This is a genomic window from Achromobacter animicus, assembly GCF_040775605.1.
GTDB lineage: Bacteria > Pseudomonadota > Gammaproteobacteria > Burkholderiales > Burkholderiaceae_B > Achromobacter > Achromobacter animicus.
The window spans coordinates 3,716,698-3,735,544 of the sequence record NZ_JAYGJK010000001.1; the positions used below are offsets into that span (position 1 = coordinate 3,716,698).

Here is an 18,847-nt window from a genome sequence, read left to right on the forward strand (position 1 = left end):
ACTGCCTGCGGTTACGACGCGTCGGGATACTGCTGTCGGAACTGATTGAGCAGCGCCACGACGCGCAGCTGGTTGACGTAGTCTGGCGGGAACAGGATGTTGACGCGGTTCGGATTCTGAGCGTCGCGCTCGACGATCAGATGCTCCTGAAACGCTTCCATGTTCTCCACGATCCCCTCGCGCTCGAGCGCGCTGTACGCCGCGATCAACTCGTTGCGAATGATGCTGGGTGTCACGATGGCCTGGCCGGCACCAAATCGGGTGCCGTCGTTCGCGAGCTTGTGCCGACCGTACTTGCTCGTGATACGCCCCTTCAGGAAGCGGATGATGTACGCCGACTGGTGCATCGTCTCGCTGTCGAGGTAGGAATCATCCGGCTGTCCGTACGCGTTGCGCTGATAGGTCGTGACCGCCCGCTCGATCCGTACGCCGTCCACCGTGCAATACGACGTCGCAATCCCGGACCACAGGAGCGATTGCCGCTCGACCAGCAAGTACCGCTTACCCTCAGCGGGCGGCGCGATACCGGTCAGCTCGCCAGTCTGCGTCGGACGCGCGGGATCAGCGGAGATGAATACCGCCTGCCGAGCCGCGTATGCCGCGCCGACTTTCCATGCCGGTGCAGACGTCTGCACTTCGAACCCATGAACCGTGTGATGCTGGTCATTGCGCGTGCGGCCTTCCGTGACCAACTCCCCCACCGTCCCACGCCGAGCTGTGTAGACATGGCCGTACAACATCTTGCTCCACGACCAGCGACCGCTGCTGTCATCCATCCACGCCTTGAACGCATCGAGCGAGGCGGTGTCGGTGAAGGTGTGATAGATGAACTCGAACTCCGCGTCCCCCACCTTTGCGAGCAGGTCTTCCATGTCAGGCACGCCGGCGCCGCCAGTGAGCTGGGTGATATCGAGAACCAGGCCGCTCGGCGTTCGCTCACCGCCGGCGCTGCCGCGAAGATTCACGCCGAGGCGAACGTCGTTTCCGAGCAAGCCCTTGAAGGTCGCAGTCAGCGTGACCTCCGAGCTGGTCTCGGGCAACGCAGCCGCCCGCACGCTCAGACCCTTGTCGTTTACTGCGGCGGCGATCGCGCTACCGACCGCTGCCGCAGTCATGCCGCTGGCGACCGTGATCTGGACGCGGTCGTCGCCGACGTAGAAGCTCAGCACCCCTGCTTCCGTCGCCACGCCCGACACAACCACCTTGCCGGCCGCAGCAGTGCCCGCAGCAAGTTTGACCGGCAGGATCCAGACCTCCCCCATCGGATCGCTGCGGCGCCACGCCGAATAGGCTTGCGCGAGCGGGGATCCGACACCGGCCAGGGCGCGGACTTCGCTATCCTGGCTGGCAAGCACGAGCTCGGCAGGTGCTGCGGAGCTGTCGTTGGCGGGCGCCATGATGAGGCGGCGCAGCTGGGTCGACCCGCTGTTCGCCTGGGAGTTGTCCATCTCCGCGTAGAACAACGGTACGCGCAGATCACCCGGGATCGAATTAAAGGAGATCATTTCGTGCTGCCCCCTGCCTTCTTGACCGACCCCTGCTCGGCGACGGTCACGTCCTTGTCTTCGATGCGACGGATCCAGTACGGATCGCGCACCACCTTGCGCCCTTCGCTGGGCAACACATCGCCGCGCGCGGGATCCGGCACAGTCCGGCCAGGCGCGGGCACCACGTGAATTTCAGGTTTCGCCATGTGGCAACTCCATTCTTGCTTCGTGTTCAATCCGGCCGTCAGGGCCGGGCTTCTTGAGGTTCGGATCGGCCATCGGGTCAATCGCATCCAGGCGCAGCGTGCCCCCGGCGAATGCCGGCAGCCGGTCCCGTTCGTACTCTTCCCATGTTTCGGCGGGCTTTCCGGGTGAGTCGTCATACGCAGCGCGACCGAGCGTGAAGCCGGCAGAGAAGGAAAATCGGTAGACGCAGCGCGAGCGGTCCAACCGCACCAGATCGCCGCCGTTGTAGATCAGACCTTCGTACTCGTCGTCAGGCTCCCACCCTGCCAACGCGAGGAGTAGTTGCCGCCGAATCTCATGCAGCAGATCGGCGTCCCCGAACCCTTGCTCGTCTTGGGTTTTCAGGACCACGACCACGTCGATCGAATCCCGGATCTCCTGAAGATACGAAGTCTGCGACTGCGTGTCGGCAGCGTCGTCATCGGTCTGGATGACGTATGCCGCCGGCGGCTTCATGTGAGCCGATCCCATCACCACTTCCGTGTCCAGCCCTCCGGCTACGCGCCCCTCAAACGCAGGCACGTACCGCCTTATGTGCTCGACCACCGGAGATATCCGCATTTCGCCTCCCTACTTGAGTGCTTGAGCCAGCGCCGCCGAGAGCACCGACCGGATGTTGCCCGCCTGCTCTTCCAGGGCATCCGTCATGTAGTTTCCGCGCGGCTTGATGCGCCACTTTCCGTTTTTGACTTGAGCGTGGCGGTCCTTGCGCCGGGGCTTGCCCGTCACCCCGTAGAACAGATATGCGGGGTAGAAGTCTTCGCCCATTGCCGGCGTCTTGAATGGCGCCACACGCACGAAAAAGCCGGACCGACTTACCTTGGCAGAGATGCTGCGCGCCAGCGTTCCACGCCGGCCAGCCGGATAGTCTTGAAGCGCTGCGCCTTTCCGGATCCTCTTGCGAGCGGCGATCTGCACGAGCCGACCCACGCGCCTAAACCCCTTCCGCACCTCCTTGCGATCAAAGTCCAGGCGCCTGTAGCTATCCCAACCGTCCACGTGTAAGGCGGCGCGAACTCCGGCGACCTTAGCCATGGCCCAACAGCTCCACCTCGAAGACGGTAAAGTCGCGGCCGCCTTTAAGCGGTGCGCTTCGCTCGACTCGATAGGTAGAGCCCCTGTGTACGATTTGAAAGTCGCGCTCTACGCCTTCCAGAAAGCGCACCACAACCCGATGCGTCACCTTCGCGTCGATCTGCATGCCAGCCAGATAGGCAGCCGTCCCGACCGGCGTGATCTTCGCCCAGCGATCAAACGAAGCGGGGAATTCATCTGCCAACCCACCGCCCGCAGCGGGCATGTGCCGCAGCCTGCGAAAAGTCACCCTCTTGTCTAGTTCGCCTGCCTCGGGATAGTCCATCTACACCCCCATGTCGATGCGATAAGGAGTGAGCAGCGCCAATACAGCGCGACTGTTCACATCCGGAGAGCTGCCCTTCGGCCCGTAAAGGGCCTCCACTTGCAGGAGGATCGCGGCAGCGACAGCGTCGGGGCACGTCACAACCTCAACGCCCTGGTCGTTGAGCGCAGTCCACGGCACCGGCCGCCCCAAGGTCTGCGCCACACTACCGATCGCCGCAGCTAATAGGCGGGTGAGAATGCGGTCCAGATCCGTCCCGTCGATTCGGAGGTGCTCCTTGACTTCGTTGAGATCAGGAACTCCCGCCATTGCGCGCCCCTCCGCGGCTCTTGTTCTGCGGCACGGGCGCTTGCTTGTCTGCGTGCGCCTGAGCACGTTTCGGCAGCGCCTGACCGGCCTCGAGCTTTTTGCGGCCGGGCTCCACCTCGTCCACCAAGCCAGCGAGTTGAAGCGCCTTGAAGCGCCGCGTGTCGAGATCCTCCAGCACTGACCCTCGGCGCACCAGGCCCTCGGTTTCGTTCTCGAACGTACTGAGTGCGATAGCTTTCATCGTTGCTGCGGCGGCCCAGCCGCCGCCCTCCATGTTGTGACGTTGATTCCGGATTACTCGCCCGAGGGCGGCGCGACCGCCGTCGACGGGAACGTGCCATGCACGAACGAGGCGGGCCGGTACACAGCCAATGCAGCGCGCTCCTCGGCGCGGATGGTGAGCATGTTCTTGATGAAGTTGTCGCGGTCCTCTGCCGAGATCTCGACGGTGGCATCCTCACGATCGAACAGCTGCGCGCCGGCGTTGAACGCCCCGACGAGAAAGTCGCCCGGCGCCATTGCCATGGATTCCACGACCGGATATCCCCACAGGTTCTTTCCGTTGTAGAGAGTCGGATTCGACCAGATGTAATTGCCGTTCTTGTCCTTGGTGAGCTCGATCGCCTCCCACTCCTCCGGGTGCATGATGATGGCGCTGGGACGGTACAGCGACAGTCGCACCTGCAGCAGCGCATGGCGCACCACGTCGATCATGGTGTCGCCATCCTTGTTGCGCGCCACCTGGTAGGCCGCAGCTTGAGGGATGATCCCCAGCATGTTGGCGCCGGTACCGTCGCCCAGCAGGATCTGCTGCTCTTCCTTGAGCTGCAGGCCGTACAGCATGCGCATGTCGATATAGGACTGCAGCTGCGGAGCATCATCGAGGATCTGCTTGCTGGCCGGGATCCAGTGGGCAATCGTCTTCACGCCAGCATTCGCGAGCTCGAACGTGATATCGCTCTCGGGCTTCTGTGCGCCCTCGGCCACCGGTGCGGCATTGTTGGTGAACACATCCTCACGCACGTACTCGACGGAGTTGCTGGTCGTGCGACCCGGCAGGAGCAGGTCACGGACGACCAGCTCGCGCAGCGGTGCGACCACTACGCCAGGCAGACGGTCCGCCGGGACCATGACGCCTGCGGACGTAACTGCGCTCGTGACCGCCTTGACAGCGATTCGACCGGACCGAGCGGCGCGGCCTTCGGCAACGCTCTTGTAGCCATCGGACTCGGCGACGACCTCACCCCAGGTCTTGACCCGGGGCTGTTCGGCGGCGCCGCGACGGGCCATCTTCTGTTCCAGATCGAACAGACGTTGCTGCACTTCAAGACCTTCGGTGGCGATCTTCTCGAGAGCGCTCTTGGTCTCGGCCGAGATCTGGCCCAGCGACTTGATCTCTTCGCCGGCCTTTTCAGCGAACTTCTTGATCGTCTCGTCGCGCTTGGCGAGGTCCTCGAGCAGGCTCTTGATCTCGAGGCGCTCGGGATCATTGCCAGCGCCGCCGCTCTTGCGAGCCATTTCGCCCATCGCGCCGGCCACCGCGCCCATCAGCGCGCCTTGTTCAGACAGATTGGATTGCATAGTTTTCCCTTCAAAGTTGGGGGAGAGTGAAGTTGCGCAGCTGCTCGGCGAGCGGCTGCAGGTCCGTCACAAGCCCGCCCTCGGACTCGCTCCGGAGCAGATGCTTGAATCCGTGGCTTGCGATGGCCACGGCCTGGGACTTGGAGAATCCTGCCTCGCGCAGGAGTCGCTCAAATCCCGGAAGATCAGGCAGGGTGCCTTGACTGAGTGCAAACTTGACCGCGTCGACGCGCGACTCTTCGTTCGCCGGAAACGTGACGAGACTGACCTCGACCAGCTCGAGCTGCTTGAGCCGGCGGACGCCCGCCTTCTGGTCAAATGAGTCGTCGCGCACGTAGTAGCCGATGGAGAGCCCAGACACGGCGCCGGCCCGCAGGAGCGCGTACGCTTCCTTGGCCTGCTGGACTTCGTCCTTGAGCAGACGGCCCTCGACCCAGAGGCCGTGGCTGTCTTCCTTCATGGTCGTGTAAACACCGATCGGCTGGCCGCTGCGGTGCTGCCACAGCACGGGCACGGCACGACCTTTGGCTGCGATCGTCGCGAGTGTCTCGGTGAAGGCGCCGCGCTCGACCACTTCGCCGTAGCTGTCGACCACATCAAACACGCTGCCGTAGCCAGAAAAAAGGCCGTCATCACTGACGGCCTTGATTTCGAGATTGAAGTCCCTGATCTTCAAGGACGCGTTTTTACGTTTCATCGTGAATTTCCTGTTTGGGTCTCCCCAGCCAATCAAGCAGCGCCTCGCGCGCCTTTCCCTCCGTCGCGTCCCCCTTCCCGATCTGATCGACCGGCACCAAGTTCGCCTGTATGAAATGACGGTCACCACCTTCGTACGGCTCACCATCCTCCAGTTCGATGATCTCGTTCGGGCTGAGATAGGCGTTTTGCAGGCCGGACGAATACAGCGCCGCACGGCCCTTCGCATCCGCGCGCAGCAACGCCTGCAAACTGAATTTGACGTAGTACCGGTCCCGCTCATTGGCAGGAAAGAGGCCGTTGAGCGCCTGTTCAATCTTGATAATCAGCGGGTTAAGCCCGGTGACTTTCCAGCCCATCAGCAGTTGCTCAACACCCGAGCCCCACATCGTTTGACCTTGGGCGGCGTGCCCGATCAGCACCGGCGGCACATTGCACATCCACCGGCACAACTGCTCAATGGAGAAGGCCCGGCTCTGCAGGAGCTGTGCGTCCTCGGGATTCATGGCGACCGGCGCGTACTTCATGCCGGCCTCAAGCACGAGCGTTCGCCCCGACTCCGAACCGCTGGCGACCTGAGTGACGACGCTCTCACGCACCTCCTCGCGGTTCGACTTGGTGAGGACCTGGTCCGTGGTCACATATCCGGATGGGCGCAAACCGTTTTTGAATATAGTGGCGGCCGTTTCCTCCTGCGCCATTGCCGCGCCCAGCGTATGACGCGCGTAAGAGATCGGAGATAGCCCCATCCGGCCGTCGAGGGTAAAGCCCTTCAGGTGCAGGATCTCGAGCTCGCTGTATTCGAACCGATGACCATTCTGATCGACATAAACGAACAGCATCGATCCGTCGCGCTGCAGCTTCGGCGCCATGCGCTCCGGCCGCAACGGCTCGAGGGCGATGATTTTGCTGGCGCCATTGCGCACGATCAGCGCGTAAGCGTTTCCCCAAAGCAGAATGGACGTCAGCAACGACTCCCAGAAGTCCGCCGCCGTCATGTCTGCATTGGGCGCAGCCGCAATGACCTTATGCAACCAATGTTCGCTCGCGCTTCGCCGCCGGCCCTCCTTCTTTTCATACACCGACAACGGAAGCGTTGCCACCAGTTGCGAGATCAGCTTCACGCACGCCCAGACAACGTCGAGCTGCAGCGCCGTCTGGGCAGATACGCTCTTGCCTGAGTAGTTCGTCGTGGATGCGTAGTAACGCCAGAATCCGGGGTGGCGGAGGCTTATTACCCTCCCCAGCCAAGATGCGGCGGCCTTCATTGAGATTTTCATCAGAACACGATCGGGTTGCGCAGGAAGTCAGACAGGTCCTGCTGGTTGTGCGCACTCGCGCGTGATAGAGCCATGACGACCGCAACAATCGGGTCGATCCGGCCTTTCTGCTTGGACCGCTTCTTGTCCGGACGGAAGTTGCCATTGGAGTCGTAGAGAAGTGCGACGTTGCCCGCCGCCCACCGCAGCACCGGATTGCCCCCGTGGATCAGACGCCCGCTGTACACCAACTCCTCGAGCTTCTTGGACCCGGGATACATCCCATGCGTGTTTTGCGGCACCTCAACTAAGTTGATCCCCTCATCCGCAAGCTCATTGGTCAGATGCGTCGAGTTCCACGTGTCGTACGCCAGCTCAGCTAGGTCAAAGGTCTGCGCTGCCCACAACACCTGTTCCTGCATGGGCCGGTAGTCGACCACCTCACCCTCAGTCACCACCAGGGAGCCGCCCGCCTCCCATTTCCCGTAAGGCGCGGCGTCGGCTTTGGACTGCTCCTCGACCTTGGACCTCGGGCAGTACGTCCACACCAGCACGTACCATCGCGGATCATCGTCAGTCGGCGGGAACACCAAAGCGAACGACGTGAGATCTCGCGTGGATGAGAGGTCCAAGCCGCCGAAGCACCTCCGGCCCCGCAGCTGCTCAATCGTCACAGCGGCTGCGCCTCGGTCCCACTGGATCAGGTCGAGCCAACCTTCGGCGTCGTTGCACCAGAGGTTCAGATCCTTCGTCTTGAAGTTGGCAAGCGCCGATGGCAGCGCCTTCGCCTTGCGCGCCATGTCCCGCATATAGTCAATCGTCTTTGACCGACCCAGGCCAGGATTCGCCTTTACCCACACCTCCTCATCAAAAGGGTCGTCGCCGGCGTCAAGCGTATAGACATAGCCGAAAAAGCTGTCATCCTCCCGCTCGCCTCGAAGCACCGAGATAAGGTACGAACGCACCTCTGTGCAAATGCCGTCGAGGATAAAGCCCGCCGTCGTGATCGCGGACAGCAATGGCTGCTCGCGCGCGCCGAATCCTGACTCGAGCACGTCCCACTGCTCCCGCGATCGCTGCGCGTGCAGCTCGTCGTACAGCACCGCTGAAGGGTTAAAGCCGTCCTGGGCGTCCGCGTTGCTGGCTATTGGCTTGAACACGGACGCGCCCGCTTCGATGCGCTCTTGATTTTGCCCCTCGAAGATTCGAAACGAGCGTTTCACGCCCGCCGACTTCCTCGCCCAACGACGGAAGTTTTCGAAGGCAGGCCGAAATACCGTCATGGCCTGCTCTCGCGTCGTCGCGACAGCGTAAACCTCTGCGCCTGGCTCCCCATCCATCATGAACAGGTAGGCACCCTGCGGTGCCTTCCATGTCGACTTGCCGTTCTTGCGTGCGACCTCCTCATAGGCGCGGGTGAATCGTCGGCGCCCGGTTCCGCTCCTGCGCCAACCGTACAGCACGGCAGTCCAAAATCTCTGCCACGGGTCCAGCAGGATGGGCTGGCCTGCGAGCCGCCCCTTCACATGAACGAAGTACTTCTCTATGTACTCGATCATGTGCCAGCCGTGAGCAGCGCTGAAGTACAAGCCCCGCTTTGCAGACGTCTGCAAATCCCGGTAGTGCCGCTCCACGGCCAGCATCACCAACTCGCCAACAACCAGCTCCCCGCGCAGGACCGGCACGCCATACTCGCGGTCCCAGGTCTCCCAGCTGTCCTCGGGAGGGACGAGCTTTAGGCGGCGCTTGGGCGGCTTCGGCCGTGCTCGACGAGATCGCCGAACAGATCGTCCTGGCCGCCCTCCCCGATCTTGCTCTCCTTGAGCCGCGCCTCGACTTGAGACATTACCGTCATACATGCTTCAGGCAGATCCCGTTTGAGTTGCTCGGCGTTCTTACGCTCGTTGTAGCTGTGCGGGAGTTCGTAGCGATTTCCGTTTTCGGAGATCGCATATCGGCCTTCCTTCTCACACAGCGCCCGGTCCGACACCCATGCGCGAATGCACTCGACCAGCAGCGTGAGCTGCATGCCCGCTGCGGTGATATCCCGCTTGCTGGCGATGAGCTGGTCGCACAACCAGATGTAGATGCGCCGCCAATCGGCGTCGACTTCCATTGAGGGAGGCGGCATCGGCAGGTCGACGTTGAACTTCGGTGAGCGCCAGACCTTGGACCCTCCCCCGCCTTGAATGACCCCCAAGGGAGGCTTTGATTGATCCATCGTGACTCCAATTGTTGATGAGGGGCCACGCGAAGCGTCTGATCTGCTTTCGATGCGTCAGAGGGGCTGCTATTTCACCCCTCCCCCCCTTTTCCGAACCTTTCCCATAAAAATGCAGCTGGGCGCTCGGTCCCGACGCAAATCGCCGCGACTTTTGCCCCCCCTACCCCTCCCGGATCGCCCCGTGCAGACGTCTGCACCCCACTCGCCTACCCGACTCGCCTCCGGTTGCCGAACGCGCCGTCCTCGCGCGCTGTCTTGCGCGAGTGACACCGCCAGCACAGCGGCTGCCAGTTGGCGCGGTCCCAGAACAGAGCGCGCGCCGTTGCGATGCGGTCCGCATCTTCCGAGGCCAGCGCCTCCGCCAGCCGGTGCGGCACGATGTGGTCAGTAACCTCTGCGGCAGTCACCCGGCCCCGAGCGGAGCATTCACAACACAACGGGTTTTTTCGCAGAAAGCCCTGGCTGGTCTTCGCCCAGCGATAACCGTACCCCCGGCTGGCGGCGCTTCCCCGCTCGCGGTCTTTCTCGCGCGCGGCTTCCTGCTGGGCTGGCGCATGGCGCTCGCAGTAGCCGCCGCCGCGCACAAGCGATGCACACCCCGGATGCAGGCAGGGACGAGGACGAGCTACAGGCATGGAAGCACCAAAAGAAAAGGCCCGGCGTGAGGGCCGGGCCTTGATGGTGGAGCGTTTATGACGCAAGCTCCGCAGGAATGTAGCGAATTATCCCGATTTGGGTATACGTCATTTAATTCTGTTTGTTACTCGGCCGAAGCCGCTTACTTCACTGTCAGCATCACGGGAGTCAACTGAGCAATGAATGTGTCGAAGTAAAAGGCCTTAGTGAATGGCCTGTCCCCAGCATTCTCCCAGAGGTGTTTCGCATCGCGAACGGCGTCCGACGTGGTCACGTATTCAGGCTGAATCGAACGCATGAGGGCTATGGTTGCGCACAGCATGTCCTGCAGCGCGCTCTCATTGCGATCCAATGCGGTCACCTCGATCTGCCGAATCTGCTGTCCATCAGCGAGAACTCGCACTTCAAGCTCAGCGGAATTTTTGAACTGGTAGAGCCAACCGCCTGCCCCAGCCTTGCCCGCAGAGAGCTTCGCCCCGGCACACTGCGGAACTTCTTTCACATACGCCCGGAGCCCGCTCTCAAACTTAGACTTCGTCAGCTCAATTGCATGGGCGCCAAACGGAAACAGGCTTGCACCGGCAACCACAGCGAAGGCCCAAATTCTCCTCATCTCTATCCCCTGAAATTCTGGTTCAGAGGCGAGTATACAAATGCCGGTGAAGCCCGGTCAGGCCGCCGCCCCTCGCCGCGTGGGACCGGTTGTGGGAACCCGGCTGCGACGCAATTCGAGCCACTGCGCGATCGCCTCGTCCGCAGCGCGCAGGCGCCGGCACAATGTCATTCGCGAAATTTTGAGCCTTTTCGCAGCCGCCTCGAGGGTGCCATCGTTCATATGCCAATCCGCGACGGCGTGCTTTAACTCCATAGGAAGCCGCGACACGGCGTCGTCTGTAACGGAGCATTCAATTGAGTCTACCGGCACCCACGGCCTGTATCCGTCGCTCACCCATTCCAACGACGCTAGTGGACTCGACCCGCAGCCCGTGGATCCTGTTCTCAACCATATGGCCCAGGAATCCAAGCGTGCGCGAATTTCGGGAATCCGCGCGGTGGTCATTTGCCACCACCGAACCTGTCGCACTCGACCAGGGCCTGCTGAATGCGCGCTCGATACTGCTCAGTCGATTCGCCAGGGCGAGCGGACCCCACCCCGACCTCGCGCCCCTTTTGATCCATCAGCACATGGGACGTCCACCAGGCTGGGCCGCGTGTCGCCGGCGCGCTTTTCTGCGGCTCTGGAAGGTCGATCTCGTCTTCCCACCGCGCACCGTTTAGCCAAGTCGCCGCATGTGGAATGAAGTGCGCAGCGACTCGCGTCGCGTTCCAGAATCGCACATGCTTCGGCACGGCCTCGAGCGCCGCTTGCCGCTGTCGGGCGTTTAGCTTGGACCATGCCCGTTCCGCGTCTTTCTTGGACACCTTCCTCGGCCACAGCGACCAGAACGCCGCGAAGTCCAAGGCTTCCGCTGCGGAAGTTCGGCCCGCACTCGCGGAATTTTCTTGCATGCTCAGAATAAATGCTGTCATGTAATATCTCAGCAGGTGTGAGGTTTCGGTCATTGCTTCGTTGGTGAGATGGGTGCGAATGGGCAGAGCTCCCCCTACCCGCCTGTGGATAACAGGAGCAATGCCCACCCTTGCATTTGCCTCGCCGGAGCCGACGGTATGCATCAGGGCGCCCTGGCGGATGTACGCCCCAGGACTTGGCCAGACTGTCAGCACCCGTACAGGCACTCCTACCCGCGCTCTAGCCTTTCGCACCCACGCTGCCCCTTGGGATCGGTTTGGGGCACTGCACCGAGGGATAACCGCGTATTCAGCCTCTTCGTCCCTCGGCTGGAGCCGCTCAGGGCGGCTGACTTTGCTTTTTGATGTGCATGACTTCTCCATGTCGCCAGAAAGGCTGGCGGGCAGGGTCCGGGCGCCCGTGGGCGTCCAGTCTTGACGGGTGGTTTCGCGGGAGCGCAACAAGGTAGGCGTGCGAACGACCGTCGACCGTCTCGACAACAATGATCAAATCGTGGTCGGGCAGGCGTCGGCATGCGCCCTCGAAGTCGACGAGGCGCATAAGCTCATCACGGCTGTAATTGCGTGTTCCGCAGTGGTAGTACCGCAACGGACCGGGCGGTCCGCGCCCCAGAGGCGGAGGGTCGCGTGCCTGCGCGCGCGGCTCACTCTGCGGCCTAACTTCTAGCCGCGTGGTGCGGGCCTGCACAGGCGCGTTGCCGAATAGATCCCGCGTCATCTCCAAACTCCGGCCAGGTCGACATAGTCGGCCCGCATAGCAGCTTGCGGTAACGCATAGCGAGCCACAGGCCGTCTACAGCGGTCGTTGCGCCGCGAGTCGAGCATGACAATCCGCCCGGAAACACACAGGCGATAGCAGACATGCCGGAGCTCGGCAATGGTCAGGGAGGTGGAAGCCGAGAGAGCTGCCATCGAAAGCGGCCCGCTCGCCAGCGCGTCAAGCACAGCACGTGCCGAAGGACCCATGGGGCGCGCCATCTTCATTGTGGTCCGCGAGTGGCTGCGCATCTAGTCATCACCACGACCCTCAATCGTCCGCAGCGTTGAACCTTCGTCAGCCGCTCGTTCCACGTTACGGAGGAGGCGTAGCAGGATTTGGATCTCTGCATACGCGTGCTCGCGAATATCCTCAGCCTCTCGCTGGGAGATGCGCCTATCTGCAATGGCCTTTCCAAGGACACCGGCGACAAGCCCCCCCTGCTCGGCCAGCTTGAAGCCCTTTTCCATGATGGCGGTGATCTCGCACGGCCACCTGCCCGCCGATGGCGGCGCATCCAGCTCGATGGCCACAAGGTTGAACCTGGTACAAAGTGCCTTCAGCCAGTCGAGTGCGTACTCGTCGGCGGCGCGATCTCGGAGCAGATACTCGGTTATCAGCTCAGCGTCCTCAATCGGCATACGCTCACTCGGTGTGGTGCCGTCTAGCCGCTTGTAAAGCGTCTTAGCCGCGATCTTGCGATCGCGATTCCCAGCTGCCCACACGCAAAATCCCTGGACGCCGTCTGACGCGCGCCGCAGGGCGTTGTAGAGAGCTCCGCGCCAATGGCCGTTGCTGTGTCGCTTAGTCATGGCGCTTCCCGCTAACCGACACAAACCGACGCCGGCGGAATGACGGCACATCGTCCGAAGGGACAGCGCCAGCGAACCGCCATAGGTGGATGGCGGGCGGACGCCCACTCACCCGAAAATCAACCTTTTTTCTCGTATCCGGCGCTGATGGGCCCGCGTACTCTTCATCCCACAGCCTTACACGCAGCGAGGGAGACACGAAGTGACCAGCACCTTTAGAAGCAGCATGGATGCGGCGGAGCAACCGAACGACTACGCCGCCATTGAGCGCCAGTTGCGTAACCGGCTGCGGCTCGCTCAACGCATCGTGGTGGAGGAGACTGGCAGCAGTGCCGCTGAAATAGTGGCGACGGTCTTCGAGCAGCTCTGCTTTCGATACGACGAAACTACAAGCCACGGGGATTCCACGCCAAACGGAGACAGGGTCAAGGCGCATTGATCGCCTCTTCGCGTCGCACACCGCGTTGTGGAGCGGCTTCGAACAGTTCGCGTTGAGCAACCGCCCCGCCGCACCCTCGGCAAGCGGTGCCTCGAACGACGGACCAGTCCACATCAGGGCACGTGTCCTCACATCGAGCCTGTCCACCGGACAACTGCTCAATCACGACGGCTCGCTTCGCCGGCACGTAGCCGTTTTCGATCCAGCCATACACGGAGATTCGACTGATGCCGAACGCCGCAGCGACGCGCAAAACGCCGCCCGCTTGATCTATCGCGCACCTCACGCGCGCCACGCGCTCGTCCTTTGGATCCACAGAATGCCCCTTTCTTTGTAAGGTGATGCACGACATTCTATGTCAACCAATACCTCTCAAGCAAATGTTAGGCTTTCCCTTATGACTTTGGGGAACCGAATCCGCCAGTGCCGGACTGCTCGCGGCCTGACTCTTCAGCAGGTTGGCGACACGTTTGGCATCAGCCGCACGTCCGTTTCAGGATGGGAGCGGGATCTCGCACGCCCCGACATAGAAAAGCTCGTCGAGCTGGCCCGCTTACTCGGCACCAGCACCGATTTCCTGCTCGTGGGGAGAAACCCGGGCACCGCCGCCAATCAGGACACATGGCCCTTTACGCGCGTTAGCCTCGAGGAATTCGAGGCACTGCCTGCTTCCGAACGGCTTATCATCGAGGGCTATATCCTCCGTGCGGTGGAGGACCACCGCAATAAAAGCCGCGCCCGTTCGGCAGCCTGAACCGCGCCCGCGACCACATCTGCGCATCGTCGGGCCCGACTTTGACCCTGCTAGTAACTAAACGAAGGCGGAAGCAAGCGTTTGCATGCTGGGTCACGTGAGCGCGGCCTCAGCGCACGCGCGCTTAACCGTAGACCGCCAAGCCCTCCCACCCGAGGGCTTTTGTTTGCGCTGAATGTAGTGTGATTCTTGACAGTACGTAAGTTGATAACTTACTCTCCGTGTCGTGCAGTGCTTAACACAACCGGAGCATAAGCGTGAACCCCTTCAACGCCCCTGACGTCCCGATTTCTGCCGAGTGGTTGGCAAGCGAATTCGCAGTCGAGATCCGCTCGTACCTTTTCCTGGTCCAGCGCCATTGCCTGGCCTGCCGCCTGGTCGGCAGCATCCCCCACACCTTTCGCGACTCAGAAACCCAGGCATACCTGTCTGCTCTGGTCGAATTCGCTGCGCGCGTCCTCCCGGCCGCCAGTCTCCGCGATATCGAATGCGCAGCCCTTGGCGCTCACCACGAAGCCCGGTTTCTGCTCCGCCGTACGTGGGCAGCAGTCAACGAACGCCGGAGGGGCTGAGCCATGGGCACCAAGATCAAAGCAACCGCCTGCCTCTCACTCGCCGCAGCCGCCGTTGTTACTGGCATTGCTGCCCTGTTCTCGCTCGCGCAGATCACGGTCACCAACGACGAGCGCTTGCTCAAGGCGGACGACGACCGGCGCGAGCGCATGATCGCTCGCGCATGCGAACCGAGGGGCAAGCTCTACCGCGAGCCCAGCTCCGGATCCTACGCCTGCGTCTTCACCAATCCCGACGGGGAATCGCTCATTCAAAACCTCCCTGACGCGCCCTATCTGGATGCGTGGGAGCCGGCGACTCCTGGCGCATACGTCGCACGCAGGTGATCCCATGCGATCGCAACCGTCCCGGGAAGACCTCCTCCTTGCCCTGCGCGAGGCCAACTGCCATCTCGACCTTGAGACGGCCATGTCTATCCCCGCCCTTGCGATCGCCCTGACCAACACGGCGGAATCGTTGGCCCGCCGCAGAGCTGCCCCCATCAGGGACAGGCTCAAGCGCTACGTCGGCAAGGCCGACTGGCGCTCCCTCGCCGCCAATGACGACTAGAACCGGATCAATCATGACTACCTCACTCTCCGAGAAGATTCTGCAGGCGCTCGCTCAGCACGGTCGCCTCAACACTCGCCAACTCGCAGCAAAGATCAGTTCCGACACGAAGAAGACGACGCAACTGGTGAGCTTTATGCGCACCAGCAAGAAGCTCAAGACCGACGGCGAGATCGACGGGCTCGCGGCCTACAGCCTTACCGACCTCGGCCAGTCCATGATCCGGCTCGACAGCCCGGCACTGGCATCGAGCCCGCGCTCGATCGACGACCTCGCAGATGCTCAGATGCGTCCGCCCAAGGTCGCAACCAGCAAGCAGCAGCCGATCGAACCCACGCCTTCCAGCCCCGCGCAACCGGAACGCGTCGCGGAGACATGGACGCAAAGCACGCGCCCTCCGATGCATCCCGGCCGGGCGAAGGCGATGAAGTTCGGCCTGCTCAGCACTGGCGAATTTCTCATTCTGATCGACGAGCAGCCGATCACCATCCCTGCCGCGGACGTGCCCCTCATGCGCGCGCAACTCAATGCTGCACCGGCCGGGATCGCTTAATGAACGCCCGCCCGATCGAAATGCGCGCACAGGCAAAGCGCCAGATCTCCGCTGCACGTGCCTTTATCTCTTCCCTGCAGACCCTCGCGCTGCGCTCCGGCGCTGCCGCCCATGACCGCGACGAGCTCGCCCAGCAGCTGCGGCGCCTGGAAGCAGAGACCGAGGGACTCGCCCGCATCGTCTACACCGGCGCCGTGCCGGATAACCACCAAGCCTAGGACACACCATGACCGCCGAAACCACCGTCGCTGTTGCCACCGAGACTGCGCAATCCGCCGATTGGGAACTCACGGAAGATTCGCCCCGCGAGTATGTCGAGGCCGTGTATTCGCGCGACGACGTCATCCCGTCCAAGACCAACCCGCGCAAGCGCTTCGATCAGGAGGCACTGCAGGAGCTCGCGGGCAGCCTCCGTAAGCACGGCATCCTGCAACCGATCCTCTGCCGCGCCCACCCCAGCGAGCCCGGCAAGCTGGAGCTCATCGCGGGGGAGCGCCGCTGGCGCGCGGCAGGAATAGCCAAGCTGGCACAGGTGCCGGTCCGCATCATCGTCGTCGACGACCTCGAAATGCTTGAACTGCAGGTGATTGAAAACCTGCAGCGTCAGGACCTGCACCCGATTGAAGAAGCGGAGAGCTACGAGGCTTTGCTCGCGGCGAACAAGGACAACCCCGAGTACGGCGTTAACGAAATGGCGCTGCGCCTCAAAAAGTCCCGCGCCTATATCTACGCCCGCCTGAAGCTGTGCGACTTGCAGCCGGAGGCACGCACCGCGTTCTACGAGGATAAGGTCAGCGCATCTGTTGCGCTGCTCGTCGCGCGTATCCCGGTTCGTGAGCTCCAGCTCAAAGCACTTGAGGAAGTCATCACGGGCGAAGTCGAGGACTACTACTCGCGGACCAATGGTCCTATGTCCGCCCGCCAAGCTGCCGAGCACATTCAAGAAAACTACATGCTCGAACTGAAACGTGCGGTGTTCCCCATCGCGCAGGCCGACCTTGTTGCGACGGCCGGGCCTTGCACCACGTGCATCAAGCGCACGGGAGCGCAGCCTGAATTGTTCTCGGATGTAGAAAGTGCAGACGTCTGCACGGACCCTTCCTGCTTCGACCAAAAGAAGCAGGCACACGTCGCAAAGCTGGCTGAAGCCGCTAAGCAGGCCGGGCAGAAGGTCATCCAGGGGAAGGAGGCGGAGAAGATTTTCCCGGGAGAGCACTCCCAGCCACGCGGCTTTGTTAAGCCGGAGCACAGCTCCTGGCAGCACAGCACCGGGGGCAAGTCATACGTCGAACTCCTGGGCGATGACATGCCTCCGACGGTCATGGTCGAGAATCCGCACAGCGGCGAGCTGATTGCGATGGTTCCCGAGAAGGCGGTTTTCAAGGCACTTGCGGAGAAGGGCATCAAATCTGGCGCGGACGAACGTCGGGAACGGGCGAAGAAGGAAGAAGACAAGGCCAAGCTCGAGCGGAACTCACGCCGCGTGACGCTTGAGAGCATTCACGAGGCTGTCACCGAGCGCATCAACGCCGGCGAGACGCTCCAACATGACGATCTGCTCATGATCGCCCAGGCGTCGATGACTCGTCTATGGCACGACCACCGCCCGACCGTGTGCAAGCTGTGGGGATGGGATGCAAAGGACCATCAAGCGGTTCGTGCAGCAATCGACGGTATGTCAGCCGGCGAGCTTGGCCTACTCCTGATGGAAATTGCGATCGCGCCAGAGCTGGCCGTCAACTCCTACTCCACGAATGAACCGACCTATCTTGTCGCCACGGCGGAGCGATACGGCGTCGACGCGAACGCGGCCAAGAAGGAACTCCGTGCTGCCGCGCGGGCGAAGGGTAAGCCCAAGTCGCCGAAGACTGAGAAGCCTGCGACCAAGAAAGAAGCGCCGAAGCCGAACCAGGCCGAAAAGACGGCAACTGAACAGAGCGACGCCGCAGCGCCGACGACAGCAGGCAGGCGCGCAAAGAACACTACCCCGCGCACCAAGAAATCCTCGCCGGCCCCAACCGTTGGTGACACCACGACGGATCAGATGGAAGCACAGCCGGACGTCAGCACTACCGCCACCGCTGCGGGCGAGCAATCGGCCAAGCCGGCGAAAACCTCCGCTAAGCGCTCGCGCAAGGCGACCACGTCGCCGCCGTCCAGTGACGACAAACCGCAAGGTGCTGCCGGGGAGCCGGGCATCGCAGCCTATGACGACAGCCACTGGCCCTATCCGAAAAATGAATTTAAACGAATGGGAGACGAATCTTGAACCGCGAACGCTTCCTCGCCACCAATTGGGTCCTGTTGCTTGCAGCGCTTGTTTGGTTCGCCTGCGCCATCGTCGCGATCATTGCCGGAAATCCCCTCCACGCCTCCATAGCCGTAGCGGCCATGATCGGCGCAAGCGCGTTGGCATGGCACGCTTGGCACCAGCAAATGCCCGGCTCCGATGGCTGCGACGTGATCCCGCCCGCAATCGCTATCCACGCGGCGCCGGTGCAGCGGGATGAAGATGGCTACTGGACCCACCCGAGCATGCCCCAGTTCGAGGAAACCGAGGCAGCAAAGGGCAGCGCTTGGCTTGCCGCGACGGGCCTGGAAACGCACGTTGCGTACTTGGAGGATGAGGAACTCGACCATCCCGCAGCCGCACGGTACTGGGGAGACGAAGGATCTCCGGACGTCAGCGACTGGGAACCGCCCAGACCTGAGGGATACGGCTGGTTTGTGCTGTCGATCCATGACACCGAAGACTGGGGCCCGATCTGCGCCTGGGCACGTCACAAGGAGACAACATGAACGATCTGAAGATCGCCAGCCAGGCCGTCACACGAGAGCAAACCCATGGCTAATGCGACCGATGTGTCGATCCCTTTCACCCATCCGGCCGGGTACGAAGCCGTGCTCAAGCTTGAGCATGGGGAACGAGATGTAGCAGCGTACTTGTCAATCATCGCCGTCGACGTCGGCCTGTACGCCTCCGCGCGCCTTGAAGTGGAAGCCTTGCGTCGTCTGGTTGACGGATCGCTCGACGCGATAGATGCGATCGAGCGCAATCGCCGCCTTAAGCTAGGGGGTTAGG

26 protein-coding genes are annotated in these 18,847 nt (G+C 62.3%); 10 read left to right on the forward strand and 16 right to left on the reverse strand.

Features of this window, described 5'->3' with window-relative positions; genetic code table 11:
• Nucleotides 1-11: 11 nt before the first annotated feature.
• From AB3147_RS16865 to AB3147_RS16935, 15 genes are all read right to left on the reverse strand, one after another.
• Nucleotides 12-1,505 (reverse strand): phage tail sheath subtilisin-like domain-containing protein, encoded by a 1,494-nt coding sequence (locus tag AB3147_RS16865; protein WP_367352488.1) that lies wholly within the window; start codon nucleotides 1,503-1,505, stop codon nucleotides 12-14.
• Nucleotides 1,502-1,693 (reverse strand): DUF2635 domain-containing protein, encoded by a 192-nt coding sequence (locus AB3147_RS16870; protein WP_179216423.1) that lies wholly within the window; start codon nucleotides 1,691-1,693, stop codon nucleotides 1,502-1,504. Before AB3147_RS16870 ends, AB3147_RS16865 begins: the two co-directional genes overlap by 4 nt.
• Nucleotides 1,680-2,294 carry a phage tail terminator protein gene (locus tag AB3147_RS16875; protein WP_438860982.1) on the reverse strand — a complete coding sequence of 205 codons (615 nt, stop codon included), beginning with the start codon at nucleotides 2,292-2,294 and terminating at the stop codon, nucleotides 1,680-1,682. The genes AB3147_RS16870 and AB3147_RS16875 overlap by 14 nt, the downstream gene beginning before the upstream one ends.
• 9 nt (nucleotides 2,295-2,303) lie before the next feature.
• A complete protein-coding gene (locus AB3147_RS16880) occupies nucleotides 2,304-2,768 on the reverse strand; it encodes a hypothetical protein (RefSeq protein WP_367352490.1) in 465 nt (154 codons plus the stop codon).
• Nucleotides 2,761-3,093 carry a head-tail adaptor protein gene (locus AB3147_RS16885; RefSeq protein WP_367352491.1) on the reverse strand — a complete coding sequence of 111 codons (333 nt, stop codon included), beginning with the start codon at nucleotides 3,091-3,093 and terminating at the stop codon, nucleotides 2,761-2,763. Before AB3147_RS16885 ends, AB3147_RS16880 begins: the two co-directional genes overlap by 8 nt.
• Entirely contained in the window at nucleotides 3,094-3,402 is a 309-nt protein-coding gene (locus AB3147_RS16890) for a head-tail connector protein (RefSeq protein WP_367352492.1), read from the reverse strand.
• Complete coding sequence (locus AB3147_RS16895) at nucleotides 3,386-3,643, reverse strand: hypothetical protein (RefSeq protein WP_143218558.1); 258 nt, start codon at nucleotides 3,641-3,643, stop codon at nucleotides 3,386-3,388. The genes AB3147_RS16890 and AB3147_RS16895 overlap by 17 nt, the downstream gene beginning before the upstream one ends.
• Nucleotides 3,644-3,696: 53 nt before the next feature.
• Nucleotides 3,697-4,983: a phage major capsid protein gene (locus AB3147_RS16900; protein WP_367352493.1), complete on the reverse strand. Its 1,287-nt coding sequence runs from the start codon at nucleotides 4,981-4,983 to the stop codon at nucleotides 3,697-3,699.
• A 10-nt stretch (nucleotides 4,984-4,993) separates the two neighbouring features.
• Nucleotides 4,994-5,680, reverse strand: coding sequence for an HK97 family phage prohead protease (locus AB3147_RS16905; protein WP_367352494.1), 687 nt, complete (start codon nucleotides 5,678-5,680; stop codon nucleotides 4,994-4,996).
• Entirely contained in the window at nucleotides 5,670-6,947 is a 1,278-nt protein-coding gene (locus AB3147_RS16910; protein ID WP_367352495.1) for a phage portal protein, read from the reverse strand. The genes AB3147_RS16905 and AB3147_RS16910 overlap by 11 nt, the downstream gene beginning before the upstream one ends.
• A gap of 11 nt (nucleotides 6,948-6,958) precedes the next feature.
• Nucleotides 6,959-8,623, reverse strand: a complete 1,665-nt coding sequence (locus AB3147_RS16915) for a terminase large subunit (RefSeq protein ID WP_367352496.1) — start codon at nucleotides 8,621-8,623, stop codon at nucleotides 6,959-6,961.
• Nucleotides 8,624-8,673: 50 nt separating this feature from the next.
• The gene (locus AB3147_RS16920; protein ID WP_367352497.1) at nucleotides 8,674-9,159 is read right to left on the reverse strand and encodes a hypothetical protein; all 486 of its coding nucleotides are present in this window, start codon (nucleotides 9,157-9,159) and stop codon (nucleotides 8,674-8,676) included.
• Nucleotides 9,160-9,940: 781 nt separating this feature from the next.
• Entirely contained in the window at nucleotides 9,941-10,411 is a 471-nt protein-coding gene (locus AB3147_RS16925; protein WP_367352498.1) for a hypothetical protein, read from the reverse strand.
• Between the two features lie 443 nt (nucleotides 10,412-10,854).
• Nucleotides 10,855-11,361, reverse strand: coding sequence for a hypothetical protein (locus tag AB3147_RS16930; protein WP_367352499.1), 507 nt, complete (start codon nucleotides 11,359-11,361; stop codon nucleotides 10,855-10,857).
• A gap of 975 nt (nucleotides 11,362-12,336) precedes the next feature.
• Complete coding sequence (locus AB3147_RS16935; RefSeq protein WP_367352500.1) at nucleotides 12,337-12,897, reverse strand: phage regulatory CII family protein; 561 nt, start codon at nucleotides 12,895-12,897, stop codon at nucleotides 12,337-12,339.
• 202 nt (nucleotides 12,898-13,099) lie between these two features.
• On the opposite strand from AB3147_RS16935, the gene AB3147_RS16940 reads away from it, so the two are divergent.
• Nucleotides 13,100-13,336: a hypothetical protein gene (locus AB3147_RS16940; RefSeq protein ID WP_367352501.1), complete on the forward strand. Its 237-nt coding sequence runs from the start codon at nucleotides 13,100-13,102 to the stop codon at nucleotides 13,334-13,336.
• Here the strand turns inward: AB3147_RS16940 and AB3147_RS16945 are convergent.
• Entirely contained in the window at nucleotides 13,323-13,688 is a 366-nt protein-coding gene (locus AB3147_RS16945) for a YdaS family helix-turn-helix protein (RefSeq protein ID WP_367352502.1), read from the reverse strand. The two genes, AB3147_RS16940 and AB3147_RS16945, sit on opposite strands and share 14 nt — an antisense overlap.
• A gap of 45 nt (nucleotides 13,689-13,733) precedes the next feature.
• Between AB3147_RS16945 and AB3147_RS16950 the strand changes: the two genes are divergently transcribed.
• From AB3147_RS16950 to AB3147_RS16990, 9 genes are all read left to right on the forward strand, one after another.
• Complete coding sequence (locus tag AB3147_RS16950) at nucleotides 13,734-14,090, forward strand: helix-turn-helix domain-containing protein (RefSeq protein WP_367352503.1); 357 nt, start codon at nucleotides 13,734-13,736, stop codon at nucleotides 14,088-14,090.
• Between the two features lie 257 nt (nucleotides 14,091-14,347).
• Nucleotides 14,348-14,662 carry a hypothetical protein gene (locus AB3147_RS16955; RefSeq protein WP_367352504.1) on the forward strand — a complete coding sequence of 105 codons (315 nt, stop codon included), beginning with the start codon at nucleotides 14,348-14,350 and terminating at the stop codon, nucleotides 14,660-14,662.
• 3 nt (nucleotides 14,663-14,665) lie between these two features.
• A complete protein-coding gene (locus tag AB3147_RS16960; protein ID WP_367352505.1) occupies nucleotides 14,666-14,989 on the forward strand; it encodes a hypothetical protein in 324 nt (107 codons plus the stop codon).
• An 82-nt stretch (nucleotides 14,990-15,071) separates the two neighbouring features.
• Entirely contained in the window at nucleotides 15,072-15,212 is a 141-nt protein-coding gene (locus AB3147_RS16965) for a hypothetical protein (protein WP_367352506.1), read from the forward strand.
• 13 nt (nucleotides 15,213-15,225) lie between these two features.
• Nucleotides 15,226-15,765 carry a hypothetical protein gene (locus tag AB3147_RS16970; protein ID WP_367352507.1) on the forward strand — a complete coding sequence of 180 codons (540 nt, stop codon included), beginning with the start codon at nucleotides 15,226-15,228 and terminating at the stop codon, nucleotides 15,763-15,765.
• Nucleotides 15,765-15,983, forward strand: coding sequence for a hypothetical protein (locus tag AB3147_RS16975; protein WP_367352508.1), 219 nt, complete (start codon nucleotides 15,765-15,767; stop codon nucleotides 15,981-15,983). Before AB3147_RS16970 ends, AB3147_RS16975 begins: the two co-directional genes overlap by 1 nt.
• Before the next feature lie 8 nt (nucleotides 15,984-15,991).
• Entirely contained in the window at nucleotides 15,992-18,034 is a 2,043-nt protein-coding gene (locus AB3147_RS16980) for a ParB/RepB/Spo0J family partition protein (RefSeq protein WP_367352509.1), read from the forward strand.
• Nucleotides 18,031-18,564 (forward strand): hypothetical protein, encoded by a 534-nt coding sequence (locus AB3147_RS16985; protein WP_367352510.1) that lies wholly within the window; start codon nucleotides 18,031-18,033, stop codon nucleotides 18,562-18,564. The genes AB3147_RS16980 and AB3147_RS16985 overlap by 4 nt, the downstream gene beginning before the upstream one ends.
• A gap of 45 nt (nucleotides 18,565-18,609) precedes the next feature.
• Complete coding sequence (locus AB3147_RS16990; protein WP_367352511.1) at nucleotides 18,610-18,846, forward strand: hypothetical protein; 237 nt, start codon at nucleotides 18,610-18,612, stop codon at nucleotides 18,844-18,846.
• Nucleotide 18,847: the final 1 nt, after the last annotated feature.